Source organism: Streptomyces sp. NBC_01537, assembly GCF_045040445.1.
In the GTDB taxonomy this organism is placed as follows: Bacteria; Actinomycetota; Actinomycetes; order Streptomycetales; family Streptomycetaceae; genus Actinacidiphila.
Genome location: NZ_CP109392.1, coordinates 7,494,261 through 7,509,967 on the forward strand (window position 1 = coordinate 7,494,261; position 15,707 = coordinate 7,509,967).

Here is a 15,707-nt window from a genome sequence, read left to right on the forward strand (position 1 = left end):
CGTCCATCGAATGGACGGGGCCCTTTCCCGTGCCCCGGCATGGATAGGCTTCGCAGGTACCAAGACCTACGACCGAGGAGCGGTTCATGAACTGGCCCGACCTGTTGAGCGCGCTGTTGTCCGGACAGGACCTGAACGCGGCCGACACGGCGTGGGCGATGGACCGGGTCATGAACGGTGAGGCGACGGACGCGCAGATCGCCGGCTTCATGGTGGCGCTGCGCGCCAAGGGCGAGACGGTGGAGGAGGTGCTCGGATTCGTCGACTCGATGTACGCGCACGCCGAGCCGCTGGACATCCCCGGCCCGGCCGTCGACATCGTCGGGACGGGCGGCGACCGCGCCAAGACGGTGAACATCTCGACCATGTCCGCGATCGTCATCGCCGGTGCCGGTGTGAAGGTCGTCAAGCACGGCAACCGCGCCGCGTCCTCCGCGAGCGGTTCGTCGGATGTGCTGGAGCGGCTCGGGATCAACCTCGACCTGGCCCCGGCGCGGGTCGCCGCGGTCGCCGAGGAGGTCGGCATCACGTTCTGCTTCGCGGCGAAGTTCCACCCCGCGATGCGGTTCGCCGCCCCGACGCGGCGCGATCTGGGTATTCCGACGACCTTCAATCTGCTTGGGCCGCTGACCAATCCCGCCCGCGTCACCTCGTCCGCGGTGGGGTGCTTCGACACCCGGATGGCGGGGCTGATCGCGGGCGTCCTGGCGCGGCGGGGTTCGTCTGCGTTGGTTTTCCGCGGTGACGACGGGCTTGATGAGCTGACCACCACGGCCACCTCCCAGGTGTGGGTCGTGCGGGGCGGCGAGGTCGAGCAGGTGCCTTTCGACCCGCGGGACGTGGGGATTGAGCTGGTGCCGGTGGAGGCACTGCGGGGCGCCGACGCGGAGTACAACGCGGATGTCGCGCGGCGTGTGCTGGCCGGCGAGGCCGGTCCGGTGCGGGACGCGGTGCTGCTCAACTCGGCTGCGGCGCTTGTGGCGTTCGAGCCGGGCGGGGGGACGCTCACCGAGCAGATCGCGGCTGGGATCGAGCGGGCGAAGGAGTCGATCGACTCCGGGTCGGCCGCGAAGACGCTGGAGCGGTGGGCTGCGGCCACGCAGGCGTAGGCCCGGTTTGACGGTGCCGGTCCGGGGCCTCCGGGGTGGGGGTCCTGGACCGACATATTTACGTGCGTGACGGGCAGTTCGCAGCCTTGCCCGGCATGCCGCACGCAAATATGCGGAGCGTCCAGGACCCCCACCCCTGCGACCCCGGCCCTCCCGTCCGTTGTCGGCGGACGGAGTCCGGCGCAGCCGCTCGAAGCCAGCGCAGCGCCCGCGAGGGCGGCGTCCAGGATAGGAATCCCCCACCCCTGCGACCCCGGCCCTCCCGTTCGTTGTCGGCGGACGGAGTCCGGCGCAGCCGTCCGAAGCCAGCGCAGCGCCCGCGAGGGCGGCGTCCGGGATAGGAGTCCCCCACCCCTGCGACCCCGGCCCTCCCGTTCGTTGTCGGCGGACGGAGTCCGGCGCAGCCGCTCGAAGCCAGCGCAGCGCCCGCGAGGGCGGCGTCCAGGATAGGAATCCCCCACCCCTGCGACCCTGGCCCTCCCGTTCGTTGTCGGCGGACGGAGTCCGGCGCAGCCGCTCGAAGCCAGCGCAGCGCCCGCGAGGGGGCGTCCGGGATAGGAGTCCCCCACCCCTGCGACGCCGGCCCTCCCGTTCGTCGGTGGCTTTCCCGCCGTCGTGGGGCACCTATTGAGCCCGTCCGGCGATTGAGGACACGCCCGGAGGGCGTTCGGGGTCTGGGGCGGAGCCCCAGGGGCGGGCCGTCCGGGATGCGGACGCCCCGGTTGCCCGCGCGGCAGCGCGTGGCATACTTCTCGTCAGGTCACGAGTGACAGCGCAAAGGCCCCGGCTCGCTGTCCGGCAACCCTCCTTCTGCGGCGGGGTGCCCCGGGTGATGACCAGGCTGTGAGCAGCAAGGCTCACGGCAAGCGCGGATCGATCCGGGAGTTCTCCGATGAGCAAGCGAATGCGATAGGGCCGCTCGGCCCAAATCCTCGTCCTTCGTGTTTTTCTCCGCTTTGCCCACAGGAGCTTCGCCATGTCTGTCGACCAGTCTGTTTGTGCGCCTCTGCCCGTTCTCGGCCGGGATGTCCTCGTGCCGATCGTGACCGGTGGCGAGGTCACCTACGCGGCCCTGGACTACGCCGCCAGCGCGCCCGCGCTGCAGCGCGTGTGGGACGACGTGGCCGCCTACGCGCCGTACTACGGCAGCGTGCACCGGGGGGCGGGGTATCTGTCGCAGTTGTCGACGGATCTGTTCGAGCAGAGCCGGGTCACGGTCGCGGAGTTCCTGGGGTGCCGGGCGGATGACCAGGTGGTGTTCACGCGGTCCACGACGGATTCGCTGAACCTGCTGGCCGGGGCCGTTCCGGCGGGCACGAAGGCGTACGTGTTCGAGACCGAGCACCATGCCTCGCTGCTGCCGTGGCGGGACGCGGATGTCACGTACCTGAGCGCGCCGCGCAGCCCGGGCGAGGCGGTTGCCGCGCTGGACGCGGCGCTGGCGGGGCGGGAGCCGGGTCCGGCGCTGGTGTGTGTGACGGGTGCTTCGAATGTCACCGGCGAGATCTGGCCCGTACGGGAGCTGGCGGCGGCCGCGCATGCGCATGGGGCGCGGATCGTGCTCGACGCGGCGCAGTTGGCGCCGCATCACCCGGTGGATGTCGCCGAGCTGGATGTGGACTGGGTCGCTTTCTCCGGGCACAAGCTGTACGCGCCCTTCGGGTCGGGCGTGCTGGCGGGGCGGGCGGACTGGCTGCGGGAGGCCGAGCCGTATCTGGCGGGCGGCGGCGCTTCGCGGAAGGTGGCGCGGCGCGGTGACGGTGGCGTGGATGTGGAGTGGCACGAGACGGCTGCCCGGCATGAGGCGGGTTCGCCCAATGTGATCGGGGTCTACTCGATCGCTTCGGCGTGCCGCGCGCTGACCGAGGCCGGGTTCGACCGGCTGGTGGAGCGGGAGCAGGAGCTGGTGGGGCGGGTGCGGGCCGGGCTGGCGGAGGTGCCCGAGGTGAAGGTGCTCTCGCTTTTCGGGGATGACGCTCCGAGGGTCGGTGTCATCTCGTTCGTGGTGCGGGGCTGGAACAGCTCGCACTTCGCCGCTGCTTTGTCGGCTGAATACGGCATCGGTGTGCGGGACGGTCTGTTCTGCGCCCACCCGCTGGTTCGTACGCTGCTCGGTGACGACCGCCAGGAGCCCGGGGACTGTGGTGGAGACGCCTCGCTGAACGCCATCCGGGTCTCCTTCGGCGCGGGTACGCCCGATGAGCACGTCGACCGCTTTCTGGCGGCCGTCGCCGAGCTCGTGCGGGACGGTGCGAAGTGGAACTACCGCACGGAGAACGGCCGCTGCGTTCCGGCCCAGGACTGACAGGGACCTGAAGGGACGCTACGCGTCCAGGCCGATGGAGAACGCGGCCTCGAGGTCGTGCTGGGAGTAGGTGCGGAACGCCACGTGGGTGTCCGTGGCCTCGACGCCGGGGATCTTGCTGATGCGGCCGGGGATGACATCGGCGAGGTCGTCGTGGCGGGCGACCCGGACCATGGCGACGAGGTCGTAGGTGCCGGTGACGGAGTAGACCTCGCTGACGCCGTCGAGGGCGGCGATGGATTCCGCGATTTCGGGGATCCGGTCGACGCTGGTCTGGATGAGGACGATCGCGGTGATCACGGCTGAGGTTCTCCTTGGGTGGCCTGGGTCGTGCCCGGCGGGGCGGGCGCGGGCTCAAGCTTAGGGGGTCGGCGGAAGCACACCCAGGTGCAGAGGAAGCCGAAGAGGAAGCCGACGATGTGGGCCAGGTAGGCGACGTCGGGGCCGGAGCGGGTGGTCTGGGAGGCGAGCCACTGGAGGGCGAACCAGAAGCACAGGACCATCCAGGCGGGGAAGCGCAGGGGGAGGAAGAAGAGGAACGGGAAGAGGCTGGTGACCCGGGCCTTGGGATAGAGGAAGAGGTAGGCGCCGAGGACACCGGAGATCGCCCCGGAGGCGCCGACGAGGGTCTGGGCGGAGCCGGCGTGGGCGGCGGCGAAGCCGTATGTGGCGAGGTAGCCGGCGACGACGTAGAAGAGGAGGAAGCGGGCACGGCCCATGCGGGCCTCGACGTTGTCGCCGAAGACGTAGAGGAAGAGCAGGTTGCCGAGCAGGTGCACCCAACTGCCGTGGACGAACAGGGCGGTGAGGACCGAGAGGAACGGCGACTTGGTGAAGGGCGCGGCCGTGCAGTGGCGGGGGAGGGAAAGGCGGCCGCTGGGGAGGCGGCCGTGCCAGAGCTCGTCGGGGATGACGCCCCAGTGGGCGAAGTAGGCGCTCTGCTCGCACAGCAGGTGGCGGTAGCCGGTGCCGTAGGCCGGGTTGAAGCCGGACGCGGGGCCGATGAGGAAGACGAGGGCGCACATCCCGATGAGGGTGTAAGTGACCACGGGTGTGCGGCGGGCCGGGTTCTTGTCGTACACCGGGATGACCATGCAGCGATCATGACGGAACGGGCTTAAGGGGCATAGGCCGCCTCGCCGCAGCGGGGTGGCATGCCAGGCCTTAGGGTTGGCCGGAACGCGCCCAAGACCCAGAGCCGAGTCCGAAAGAGGTCTGCCCGATGCCGGTTCCCATGCCGACGGCCACCACCCGCTGGCGCTGCACGTTGTGCGGCAATCTGACCCGGTTCGATGTGACGCGTTCCAGCAGGGTCGTGGAGTATGTCCACCTGGACCTGGCGGGCGAGCCGAAGGTCGAGGAGACCGAGGTGGTCAGCGAGACCGTCGAGTCGGTGCGCTGCCGCTGGTGCAACGCGCTGGATCAGATCGAGCTGGTCGACCGTCCGGACGCGGGACAATAGAGGCGTACGGCGGCGAACGGCGTCGTACGTCGTGCGGCGTGGACGGGAGTGACTGGTGGATGGGACCGGCGGTAACCCGCGGGGTGCGGAGGGCGGTGAGGTCGTCGAGTCATCCGCTGAGTCGGCTGCCGAGTCGTCCGTCGAGCCGTCCGCCGAGGCCCTGGACCGCCCGCTCCCGGAGGGCGTACGGCACCGGGTGGTGGCTCTCGCGGCGGAGGCGTTCGGCGGGCTGACGCATGCCGAGCTGCCGTCGCAGCTGCGGCCGTACGCGCGTTTCACGCCGACCCGCCGGGCGAAGTTCGCGGCGACGGCGCTGGCGACGGCGCTGGAGGGGGATCCGGCCTTCCGGCAGCGGATCGCGGCGCGGCTGAGAGAGGCGCAGCCGGAGCTGTGCGAGGCGCTGGAGGCGGGGACGCCGCCGCCGGCGGTGGATCCGCTGGATGTGGCGGCGGCGGCGTATCTGCTGCGCCCGCCGGGCTGGTCGAAGCTGGTCGCGGCGGCGGGGGAGGAAGCGCAGCGTGCGCATGCGGAGCGGGCCGGCGAGGAGGCCGCCCGTGAGCTGGCGCAGTTGCGGGAGGAACTGGCGGCCGCCCGTGAGCAGGTCCGGGCGGAGGGCGTCAGGGCCCGCGGTGAGCTGGAGGCCGCGCGCAAGGAGGCGGAGTCGCTGCAGCGCAAGCTGCGCAGCGCGTCCAGTGATGTGAAGCGGGCCGAGGCCGCCCTGCGCAAGCTGGAAAACGAGCTGGAGGAGACCAGGGCCACCGCCGCGTCCGACCGGGCCACCGCCGAGAGCGAGGCGCGCCGGCTGAAGTCGCGGCTGGCGGAGGCCGAGTCGGCGGTGGAGGCGGGCCGCAGGGCGGTGCGCGAGGGGCGCAGCGTGGAGGACGTACGGCTGCGGCTGCTGCTGGACACGGTCCTTGACGCGGCGTCGGGGCTGCGCCGGGAGCTGGCGCTGCCGCCGCGCGACACGATGGGGATCCTGCCGGCCGACACGGTGGACGCGGTGAAGCCGGGCGCGTTCAGCCCGAAGGACATCGCGCGGCGCGCTTTGTCCGAGAATGACCCGGCCCTGCTGGACCAGTTGCTGGCGCTGCCGCAGGCGCATCTGGTCGTGGACGGCTACAACGTCACCAAGACGGGGTATCCGGCGCTGCCGCTGGAGAAGCAGCGGTTGCGGCTGCTGGGCGGCCTGTCGGTGCTCGCCGCGCAGAGCGGGGCGGAGATGACGTGTGTCTTCGACGGGGCGGATCTGGACGCCCCGGTGCTGCTGGCTCCGCCGCGCGGGGTGCGGGTGCTGTTCAGCAAGGCCGGTGAGACGGCTGACGAGTTGATCCGGCGCCTGGTTCGGGCGGAACCTCCCGGTCGTCCCGTTGTGGTCGTTTCGGCCGACCGTGAGGTGGCGGACGGCGTCGCGAAGGCGGGGGCGCGGCCGGTGGCTTCCACGCTGCTGCTGAAGCGGCTTGCGCGTGTGTGAGTCGCCTATGAGGCGCATGATGCGAACTGAGCGTCAAGTGGCTGTTACTGCTCGTGTGATGTTGGCAAAGAAAACACGTTGCATCTGAGTTTTTACATACTTTGATTTGAACCGATCACAGGATGGTCACTAGGGTCAGGGCTTGTACCTCCGCGAGTTCGATCATCCAGCCAGGATGGTGGCGGGGGTCCCGCCGGGTCCGAAGCGCCGCGCAAGCGCGCTTGGGCAGGCGGCTGGAGGAAGAAGGAGCTCGCCTTCGTGGCGTCCCACCGTCGTCCCAAGCCGGCCAGTCGCACACGGGTCACCGTGCTCACCGCGACCGCCGCAGCAGCCGTCGCCATCTCGTCCCAGGCCGCGCAGGCAGCCCCGGCCAAGCAGACTCTGAAGTCCGTCAAGGCGCAGGTCACCGCGATCTACGACGAGACCGAGCAGGTCACCGAGAAGCTCGACGGTGCCCAGGAGAAGCAGAAGAAGCTGCAGAAGCAGGTCTCCGAGATCCAGGACGAAGTGGCCCGCGAGCAGGGCGAGCTGAACGACCTCCAGGACCAGCTCGGTGCGCTCGCCAGCGCCCAGTACCGCAGCGGCGGCATCGACGAGTCCGTACAGCTGCTGCTGTCCGCGGACCCGGACGACTACCTGGACAAGGCCTCCACGCTCGACCAGCTGAGCAGCAAGCAGGCCGACGCGCTGGAGCAGATCGCGGCGAAGAAGCGCTCCCTGGACCAGCAGAAGGCGGAAGCCGCCACCAAGCTGCAGGAGCTGGACGACACCCGCGCCGAGCTCGCCAAGAGCAAGAAGGAAATCCAGGCCAAGCTCGCCAAGGCCACGAAGCTCCTCAACAGCCTCACCGCCGCGCAGCGGGCCTCCATCGCCGCCTCGAACGCCAGCGCCGCGAGCCGGGCCGCCAGCCGGGTCGACCTCGGCGACGACACCGCCGCCACCGCGCGTGCCGCCGAGGCCCTCGCTGCGGGCAAGACGAAGATCGGCTCGCCGTACGTCTACGGCGCCTCGGGCCCGAACTCCTTCGACTGCTCCGGCTTCACCTCCTGGGCGTACGCCCAGGCCGGTGTCTCCATACCCCGGACCTCGGAGTCCCAGGCCAGCGCGGGCACGCGGATCTACTCGCAGAGCCAGCTCAAGCCCGGTGACCTGGTCATCTTCTACAGCGACTACCACCACGTCGGCCTGTACGCGGGCAACGGCATGGTGCTGCACGCGCCGCGCACCGGCGAGAGCGTCAAGTACGAGTCGATCGGCGACATGCCGTTCCAGTTCGGCGTCCGGATCTGATTCGACGCCCCTCTCGCGGGCGCTTCGCTTGCTTCCAGCGGCGGCGGGGTCACCCGCCGCCAGGCGCATGGGTCCTTTCGGGTGATGACGGGCTGTGGCCGGAACGCGGTGACCTGGGGAAGCTGGCGCGTACGCGTCTTCCGTGTCCCCGAGGTCTTTGAACTCGCCGTGTGCGGCTGACTACTGTCAGCCCCCGTGGCTTCCCATCGACGCACCTCGCAGCCGGGCCTCGCCGCCCGTACCTCTCGCGTCACGGCCCTGTCGGCGGCCGCTGCGGCGGCCGCGGTGGCCGCACCAGCCGCGCCCGCCGTGGCGCAGCCGGCGGACCAGCCGGCCGATGTCGCCACCCGGGTCGACCGGCTCTACGAGCAGGCGGAGCGGGCCACCGAGCAGTACAACGCCGCCCAGGACCGCTCGAAGCGGCTTCGCCGCGAGGTGGGCACTCTCCAGGACGAGGCGGCGCGCGGCCAGGAGCGGGTCAACGCGATGCGGGCCGGGCTCGGCACACTCGCGGGAGCGCAGTACCGCAGCGGGGGCGTCGACCCGACGCTGGCGCTGATGCTGTCCGCCGACCCGGACGACTACCTGGACAAGGCGGCGGCCCTGGACCGGATCGGCGACCGCGAGACCGCGCAGCTGCGGGAACTGCGGAACGCCCAGCGCGGGCTGGACCAGAAGCGCTCCGAGGCCGCGGACAAGCTCGCCGAACTGGACCGGGCGCGCACCGCGCTGAACGCGCGCAAGCGCACCGTGCAGAGCAAACTCGCCACCGCACAGCGCCTGGTCAACTCGCTGAACGCCGCCCAGCGCGCCGGGCTCGCCGCCCACCTCCAGGAGCGTGCCTCGCGCTCCGGACGCGCCATGGACCTCCACCTCCCCGACTTCGGCCCCGCCTCCGGCCGGGCCGCCATGGCCGTCGCCGCCGCCCGTGCCGCCGTCGGCGCCCCCTACGTCTGGGGCTCCACGGGCCCCTCCGGCTTCGACTGCTCCGGCCTGATGGTCTATTCGTACCGCCACGCCGGCATCGCCCTCCCGCGCACCTCCCAGGCCCAGATGCACGCCGGCCGGCGGGTCCCGCTCGACCAGGCCAGGCCCGGCGACCTGATCATCTACCGGGGCGACGCCAGCCACGTCGGCATGTACGTCGGCGGCGGCCGGGTCGTGCACGCCCCGTACCCGGGAGCGCGGGTGCGCTACGACCCGGTCGGCATGATGCCGATCTCGGCGGTCACCCGACCCTGACCCTGGCCTACGATCGGGCGCGTGAGGCGAATCCTGGTGGCGGTGGCGGCAGCTGTTCTCGTCGCTTCCGGGTGCCAGGCGCAGCAGCAGCGCGAAAGCGTCCAGCTCATGCTCGACCGGCACGCGGCGGCCGTGCTCGGGCACGACGAGGCGGCCTTCCTGGCCGACGTGACGCCGGGGGAGCGGACCGCGCAGCGGCGGGTGTTCCGGAATCTGGCCGACGTACCGCTCGCCTCGTGGTCGTACCGCCTGGAAGGGCGCAGCGGCGGCGACGCCAAGGTCCAGCTGCGGTACCGGTTCAAGGGGTACGACACCGCTCCCGTGACCTCCGACATCGCGATGACGCTCGCCGGGAACGGCAGCCGCTGGCGCATCGCGGCGGCCACCGACAACACTGCCCAGCTGTGGGACCAGGGCCCGGTCCGGGTCGCGCGGGGCGCGCACAGCCTGGTGCTCGGACCCGGCGGCGAGGCCTCCCTGAAGGCGTACGCGGCCGATGTGGACCGCGCGGTGACGGCCGTGACCGGGGTGTGGGGCAACAGCTGGGCGCGGCGGGTGGTGGTTGAGGTCCCCGGCTCGCTGGACGACATGGCGGCGCTGCTGGACGCCTCGCCGACGGCGTACGAGGGCATCGCGGCCGTGACGACGGCCGAGCTGCGGGGCTCCACCACGGCGGTCCCGGCGGACCGGGTCGTCGTCAACCCCGAGGCCTTCGGCGAGCTCTCGCCGCTCGGGCGGCGGGTCGTCCTGACCCACGAGACCACGCATGTCGCCACCCGCGCCGCCACCACCTCCCGCACCCCGCTCTGGCTCTCAGAAGGTCTCGCCGACTGGATCGGCTACCGGGGCACCGGGCAGACGGCCAAGGAGGTGGCCCCCGAGCTCAGCCGCGACGTCGCCGCCGGCCGCCTCCCCGACGCCCTGCCCTCGGACGCCGACTTCGGCACCACGGCCAACGGCCTCGCCCAGTCCTACGAGGGAGCCTGGCTCGCCTGCCGCCTCATCGCCGACCGGTGGGGCGACGCGAAGCTGCTCGCCCTCTACCGCGCGGCCGACGACGGAGCCACGGCCGACGCGGCCATGCGCCGTACGCTGGGGATCGGCACCGGGGAGTTCACGGCGCGCTGGCGCGCTTACGTACAGCGGGAGTTGGGATGACGTCCACAGACGGCGGTACGGCTGTCGCCGACTTCACGCCCGAGCAGGTCGCCCGGGCCCGGGCCCTGCGGCGGGCCCAACTCCCCGCCGTCCTGGGCGGCCGGGTGGCGGGGCTCGCCCTGCTCCTGGCCCTCGGCCTCACCCCCGGTGGAGCCCGCCTGACGGCCCTGTTCGGGGACAGCTGGGCCCTGCGGGTCCTGGGCGGCGGCCTGCTCCTCGTCCTGCTGAGCACGCTGCTCTCGCTGCCCTTCGCCGCGCGCGTGCGGGTCGTCCGCGTCCGCTTCGGCCTGGTCACCCAGGGCTGGGCCGGCTGGGCCGTCGATGTGCTGCGGGGGCTGCTCGTCTCCGTACCGCTGGCCCTGGCCGCCCTGTACGCCGTCTACGCCCTCGCCGGCGTCACCCGCTGGTGGTTTGCCTGGTCCGCCCTCGGCGCGGCCCTGGCCGCCGTCGTGCTGTCCTGGCTCGCCCCGGTGCTCCTGGAACCTCTCTTCAACCGCTTCACGCCCATGGAACCGGGTCCGCTGCGCGATGCCCTCCTCGCCCTCGCCGACCGCGACGGCATCCCCGTACGCCAGGTCCTGGTCGCCGACGCCTCCCGGCGCACGACCGCGCTGAACGCCTACGTCTCCGGCTTCGGCCGCACCCGCCGGATCGTCGCCTACGACACCCTGCTCTCGACGGCGGAGCCGCGCGAGGTCGAGCTCGTCGTCGCCCACGAGCTCGGGCACGTCAAGCACCGCGACGTCCTGCACGGCACGCTGCTCGGCGCGCTGGGAGCCGCTGCGGGTGTGTGCGTCCTAGCGGCGGTCGTCTCCTGGCAGCCCCTTCTGGACCTCGCCGACGTAGGCGATTTCGCCGACCCCCGCTCGATGTGGCTCCTGGCGGCCGTCGCCGCCGTCGGCTCCGCGGCAGCCGGTCCCTTCGGCTGTGCCCTCAGCCGCCGCATCGAGCGCCGCGCGGATGTCCACGCGCTCGAACTCACCGCCGACCCCGCTCACTTCATCGCGATGCAGCGCCGCCTCACCGTCGCCAACGTCGGCGACCCCTCGCCTCCGCGCCTGCTGCACGTGCTGTTCGGCACGCATCCGACCCCCGCCGAGCGCATCGCGGCGGCCCGTGAGGCAGGCGGGGCAGGCGTCACGGCCCGCCGGTGAGGGAGGCGGTGGTGAGCGCCGCGAGGGCTGCCTTGGGGGTGCCGTCCGCGCGGACGAGGCCGAAGGGCCCGGCCGTGCCTCCGGCGTCGCTCCAGGTGAAGAGGAAGACCGGGCCGACGTACGGCCAGGGCGCGGAGCCGAGGGAAGCGGTGCCGGCGGGGACGCCGACCGTGATGGCACGGAAGACCTCGCGGATGATCGCCGCCTGGAGGTCCTCGCTGATCTGGCCCCACACCGTGGCCGCTGCGGGCGGAGTGAGCCTGACGGCCAGTGCGGACGCCGCGCTGATCGCGGCCCCCCAGGTCTGGCCCACCGAGCCCCGCACCGGGCAGCCCGCGGCATAGCTCTGGTCCGGGGTGACGCTCGCCACCGGGACCGTGGTGGCGGCACTGGTCGAGGTGGTGACCGCACCGCTCGTGGTGACCGTCAGCGTCACCGGCGCGGACACGATGGTGAGCGTGGTGCCCGACGGGATGGTCAGCGCGGTCGCCGTGGCCTTGAGGGAGACGGAACTGATGGCCGTGCCCTTGGTGATGGCGGCCGCGATCGCGCCGACGGGCGGCACGACCGTCCAGCTGCTGCCCTTGCTGACCGCGGTCACGTAGCTGCCCGCGGGCAGCTCGCCCGAGGGCGCCGTCACCGTGTAGCCCTCGTCGGCGGTGGCGGCGGTGCTGCCGCTGAGCGTGATGGTGGTCGCGGAGGCGGCTGTCGTCGGCCAGGACACGGTCGCCGTTCCGGTCGGGGCGCCCACCTCGGTCATCCACATCGGCTTCGCGCCCTCGCCGTTGTCCTTCATGAGCTGACGCAGGGCCGGCACGGTGGCCCAGCCGCCGTAGACCGCCTCCTGCGTGGCCGGCAGGACGGGATACGTGTAGGGGTGGATGGCCAGCGCGTCCCACATCGGATCCCCGTCGGCGCGCGCGTACGCCTGCTTCAGGAACACGTCCGGCGGGTACTGCAGACCGGACCGGCGCACCGAACGCCCACTGGCCGCGCTGATGGCGGGGAAGCCGTCGAGCCAGACAGGCGGGATGACGGTGTAGCCGGTGCCCGCCGTGGCCTGGGTGATGACGGTGCCGATCGGCCAGCCGTCGGCCGTGTCGGTGAGGATTCCGTACGCGTCCGAGGCCACGGCCCCCGTGCACGTGATCGTCGCCGAGGTGGCCCCGGCGGGGACCGCCGCCCAGGAGGCGGTGCGTACGGTGCCTCCGGTGCCGAACTCGTTGTTGGTGGCCAGGGTGCCGCCCAGGACGTACGCCTTGGGATCGGCGGTCCTGATCGCCGGATAAGCGGCCACCGCGAGGTCGGCGAACCCCCAGGGGGACAGGTGGCCCCAGCCGGCGGCGGTGTCCACGCCGGAGTCGAGGTTGGGCTCGTTCCACAGCTCGAAGACGTGGACGCCCTTCGCGCTGTAGTGGGTGGCCGCCGCCGCGCAGTAGTCCGCGTACCGGGCCGGGACCGGCGTCGGCCAGGGGGATTCGAGCGGGGCGGAGCCCGCGGCCTGGCGGGCCCACACCGGCGACTTGTTGAGCAGGACCACCAGGTTCATGCCGCCCGCGAGCATGGCATCGGCGGTGACGTCGGGCACCGACCAGTCGAAGGTGCCCTGGGTCTTCTCGACGGTCCACCACTCGGCGTCCATCCGGATCCAGGTGATGCCGGCTGCCCGCATCTTCGTGATCTCGGACTGCTGCTCCGACGGGGACAGCGCGGCGAAGTGGTTCTGGTAGCCGGAGCCGAGGGCGATGCCGATGGCCAGGTTGCCGCGCTTGGCATCCGCGGCCTTGGCCCGTGCCCAGCCGGGGGAGGAGAATCTGCGCACCATCGGTCAGTTCACCAGCTTGATGATCCAGCCGGCCTCACCGGCGGAGCCGGCCGTGCCCGAGCCGGCGGCCGCGCCACCCGCCCCACCGGCCGAAGTGATGGCGCCGCTGCCGCTGTAGGCGCTGTAGATGAGCATCACCGGGCCGCCCTGGCCGCCCCCGCCTCCCCCGGCGTTGCCACCTGAGGAGTCGCCGCCCCTGCCGCCCTTGGCGGATATCGTGCCGTTGTTCACGATGCTGTACGCCGACAGGAAGAGCGGATTGCCGCCGACCCCGCCCGCGCCTCCCTCTTTGGTGCCGTCGCCGGCCCCCGCTCCGCCGCTGGCGCCGCCCGGGAAGAACTCGGTGCCGTTGGTGACATTGGGGGCGTACGCCGCCATCGTCGCCGCCCACGGCAGCGCCCGGGGCAGGCTGTAGCCGGATTTCAGCACCGACTTCCCGCCCGCCCCGCCCGCCGTCCCCGAACCCGCGGCCCCGCCGGCCCCCGCCGCCTTGCCGCTCTGCCCGAGCACCGTGGTCCCGGCCGCGCCCGCCCCCGTAACGCCGCTGGGAGCCGATGCCCCGGGGGCGAGCGAGCCGGTGGCGAGGTTGGAGCCACCGGCGGCTCCGCTGGAGGCGGTGTTGACGTACGTCACGATCTGGCCGCCCGAGGCGATGCTGGCCAGGCCCGAGCAGAACACCTTGAAGGCGGGCGTGGTGCCGCCGGAGAGCTGGAGCGTGATCCCCGAGGTGACAGCGAGCGCGGACAGGAAGAGGTCGCGCGTCGGCCAGTAGTAGCCGTTCTTGTAGCCGAGGAACGAGTAGGTGTTGGTGCCGTCGAGTACGACCGCGCCGTCACTGCCGTCGCCGTAGACCCCGAAGCCGCCGCCGGCCGAGGTGCCGCCCTGGCCGTAGACGGTGACGCCCGCGTCGTCGCTGAAGAAGGAGTTGATGTTGACCTGGCCGGCCCCGGTCTCGTACAAGGGCACGGTGCCGCTCGGCAGCCAGGTCACGTTCGTGTAGGTGATGCTGTGGCCGCCGGTGCTGTCCTGCGTCGCGATGACGGTGGGCTCCATCGCCATCCCGCTGGGCCAGTTGACGAACTCGAAGACCGTGTCCCCGGTGAGGGTGCAGATGAACGTCCCGATCCCGGTCGAGAGGTCGAGCGAGACCGTGCCCTTCACGTTGTTCGGGCCGTCGGTTTGGGTGGCCGGGGCGACCGGGGTCACCGTGCTCTCGGCCGCCTCGGCGGAGGTGGCGGTCGTGGCGGTTGCCGCGCCGACCCCAAGGGCGGCGCCTCCGGCGGAAGCCACGGACTTCAACATGGAACGACGGGACGTACTCACGCGGTTGGGACCCCCCAGGCACGACGGCAATGGGCAGAACGCTACTGGAGGTGAGGGTGCTACGACGACGAAATGATGTTGTGAGGGCGCGGGCTCACCGGGGGCTCACCAGGTGAGCAGCCGCTCGCTCTCCGGCTCGGCGGTGCCGGATTCCTCCGCCTCTGCCGCCTCCTCGGCGGGGACGGGGCGCGCGTACGCCACCCACAGGCGGCGGCAGGCGATGAGCGCGGCGGCGACCAGCAGGCCGTTGCGCACGACGAGCAGCGTGATGCCGAGGTTCGTGCTGTTCACCACATCCGCGAAGTGGACGGGGAACTCGTACATCGTGATGCCGGTCGCGACCAGGACGAGCACGGCCGGCACCGCCATGACACTGGCCCTCAGGGTCATGCACGCGGCGGCCATGCCGACCAGCCAGATCGTGTACTGGGGACTGATGACCCGGCTGGTGATGACAAAGAGAAGGACGGCGGTGAAGGCCGCGTCCAGCGGCGTCGCGACGGTGAAGGTACGGGCCATGATCCGCCAGAGCAGCAGCCAGCCGAAGGCGGCCCCGGTCAGGCCGAGAGCGATGCTGCTGACGAGGTCGACGTACGGGCCGAGGAATTCCACGGAGCCGTAGTTGAGCAGGACCTGGCCCTGCCAGCCGTGGTGGCGGGCGATGTGGAAGACCAGGGAGCCGAGGGACTCGACCTCGGTGCCGCGGCTGCTCTGGAAGCCGAGGAAGGCGAAGGCGCCGGGCATGAAGAGCCAGAAGCCGAGGGCGATGGAGGCGATGGAGGCGATGGCCGCGCCCCAGACGCGCCGGGTGACGCGGCCGTGCGGGGTGCCGAGGAGCAGCAGCAGCGGCCAGACCTTCAGCATCGCGCCGAGACCGGCCAGGAAGCCGGCGACCTGGGGGCGCCGGGCCCGGGCCAGGGAGAGCATGCAGGCGACGGCGACGCCGGTGACCATGAGGTCGTAGCGGGCGTAGGCCGTGGGGCCGAGCAGGGCGACACCGCCGATCCAGACCCAGGCGCCCTGGGTGCCGGCGCCGCCTTCGCGGCGGCCGGCGCGGAGCAGGAGGGCGAAGGTCACGGCGTCCGCGGCGAAGCAGAGCCAGAAGAAGGCCGTGGTGTAGGAGAGGAAGGGCAGCAGGGCGGGGGAGAGGATGGCCAGCGCCGCGGCGGGCGGATACTGCCAGGTGACGTCGCTGGAGGGGAAGCTGCCGGTCGTCAGGACCTGGTACCAGCCGTGGTAGATCGAGGAGACGTCGGTGGTGACGTCGAGCGGCGAGATGCTGAGCACCTTGAACACCAACAGCAACAGGAAGACCCGGGTGGCCGCCCAGACCCCGATCGGGATCAGCCTGCCGGCTGTGCCTGCCAT

Annotated in this window: 13 protein-coding genes and 1 riboswitch; of the genes, 8 read left to right on the plus strand and 5 right to left on the minus strand. The window is 72.0% G+C overall.

Going from position 1 to position 15,707, the window contains the following annotated elements; translation table 11 throughout:
- Window positions 1–86: 86 nt before the first annotated feature.
- Together trpD and OG607_RS34525 are read left to right on the plus strand one after the other, a co-directional pair.
- Entirely contained in the window at window positions 87–1,109 is a 1,023-nt protein-coding gene (gene trpD / locus OG607_RS34520) for an anthranilate phosphoribosyltransferase (protein WP_405731855.1), read from the plus strand.
- Between the two features lie 758 nt (window positions 1,110–1,867).
- Window positions 1,868–1,984: riboswitch (SAM riboswitch) on the plus strand.
- A gap of 101 nt (window positions 1,985–2,085) precedes the next feature.
- Window positions 2,086–3,414 (plus strand): aminotransferase class V-fold PLP-dependent enzyme, encoded by a 1,329-nt coding sequence (locus OG607_RS34525; RefSeq protein WP_405731858.1) that lies wholly within the window; start codon window positions 2,086–2,088, stop codon window positions 3,412–3,414.
- 18 nt (window positions 3,415–3,432) lie between these two features.
- Here the strand turns inward: OG607_RS34525 and OG607_RS34530 are convergent, their stop codons facing one another.
- Together OG607_RS34530 and OG607_RS34535 are read right to left on the minus strand one after the other, a co-directional pair.
- Window positions 3,433–3,714 carry an Lrp/AsnC family transcriptional regulator gene (locus OG607_RS34530; RefSeq protein WP_405731861.1) on the minus strand — a complete coding sequence of 94 codons (282 nt, stop codon included), beginning with the start codon at window positions 3,712–3,714 and terminating at the stop codon, window positions 3,433–3,435.
- Window positions 3,711–4,508: a rhomboid family intramembrane serine protease gene (locus OG607_RS34535; RefSeq protein WP_405731864.1), complete on the minus strand. Its 798-nt coding sequence runs from the start codon at window positions 4,506–4,508 to the stop codon at window positions 3,711–3,713. The genes OG607_RS34530 and OG607_RS34535 overlap by 4 nt, the downstream gene beginning before the upstream one ends.
- 128 nt (window positions 4,509–4,636) lie before the next feature.
- On the opposite strand from OG607_RS34535, the gene OG607_RS34540 reads away from it, so the two are divergent.
- From OG607_RS34540 to OG607_RS34565, 6 genes are all read left to right on the plus strand, one after another.
- On the plus strand, window positions 4,637–4,876 hold the full coding sequence (locus tag OG607_RS34540; protein WP_329319062.1) for a hypothetical protein: 240 nt from the start codon (window positions 4,637–4,639) through the stop codon (window positions 4,874–4,876).
- A gap of 160 nt (window positions 4,877–5,036) precedes the next feature.
- Window positions 5,037–6,347, plus strand: coding sequence for an NYN domain-containing protein (locus tag OG607_RS34545; RefSeq protein ID WP_405737236.1), 1,311 nt, complete (start codon window positions 5,037–5,039; stop codon window positions 6,345–6,347).
- A gap of 258 nt (window positions 6,348–6,605) precedes the next feature.
- Window positions 6,606–7,637, plus strand: coding sequence for an NlpC/P60 family protein (locus tag OG607_RS34550; protein WP_405731868.1), 1,032 nt, complete (start codon window positions 6,606–6,608; stop codon window positions 7,635–7,637).
- A gap of 195 nt (window positions 7,638–7,832) precedes the next feature.
- Window positions 7,833–8,879 carry an NlpC/P60 family protein gene (locus OG607_RS34555; protein ID WP_405731870.1) on the plus strand — a complete coding sequence of 349 codons (1,047 nt, stop codon included), beginning with the start codon at window positions 7,833–7,835 and terminating at the stop codon, window positions 8,877–8,879.
- 21 nt (window positions 8,880–8,900) lie between these two features.
- Complete coding sequence (locus tag OG607_RS34560; protein ID WP_405731873.1) at window positions 8,901–10,037, plus strand: peptidase MA family metallohydrolase; 1,137 nt, start codon at window positions 8,901–8,903, stop codon at window positions 10,035–10,037.
- Complete coding sequence (locus OG607_RS34565; RefSeq protein WP_405731877.1) at window positions 10,034–11,191, plus strand: M48 family metalloprotease; 1,158 nt, start codon at window positions 10,034–10,036, stop codon at window positions 11,189–11,191. The genes OG607_RS34560 and OG607_RS34565 overlap by 4 nt, the downstream gene beginning before the upstream one ends.
- Here OG607_RS34565 and OG607_RS34570 read toward each other — a convergent pair.
- The 3 genes from OG607_RS34570 to OG607_RS34580 form a co-directional block, all read right to left on the minus strand.
- Entirely contained in the window at window positions 11,175–13,016 is a 1,842-nt protein-coding gene (locus OG607_RS34570; protein ID WP_405731879.1) for a cellulase family glycosylhydrolase, read from the minus strand. The two genes, OG607_RS34565 and OG607_RS34570, sit on opposite strands and share 17 nt — an antisense overlap.
- Window positions 13,017–13,019: 3 nt before the next feature.
- Window positions 13,020–14,306 (minus strand): hypothetical protein, encoded by a 1,287-nt coding sequence (locus OG607_RS34575; protein WP_405731882.1) that lies wholly within the window; start codon window positions 14,304–14,306, stop codon window positions 13,020–13,022.
- Between the two features lie 138 nt (window positions 14,307–14,444).
- Window positions 14,445–15,707: a glycosyltransferase 87 family protein gene (locus OG607_RS34580; RefSeq protein ID WP_405731885.1), complete on the minus strand. Its 1,263-nt coding sequence runs from the start codon at window positions 15,705–15,707 to the stop codon at window positions 14,445–14,447.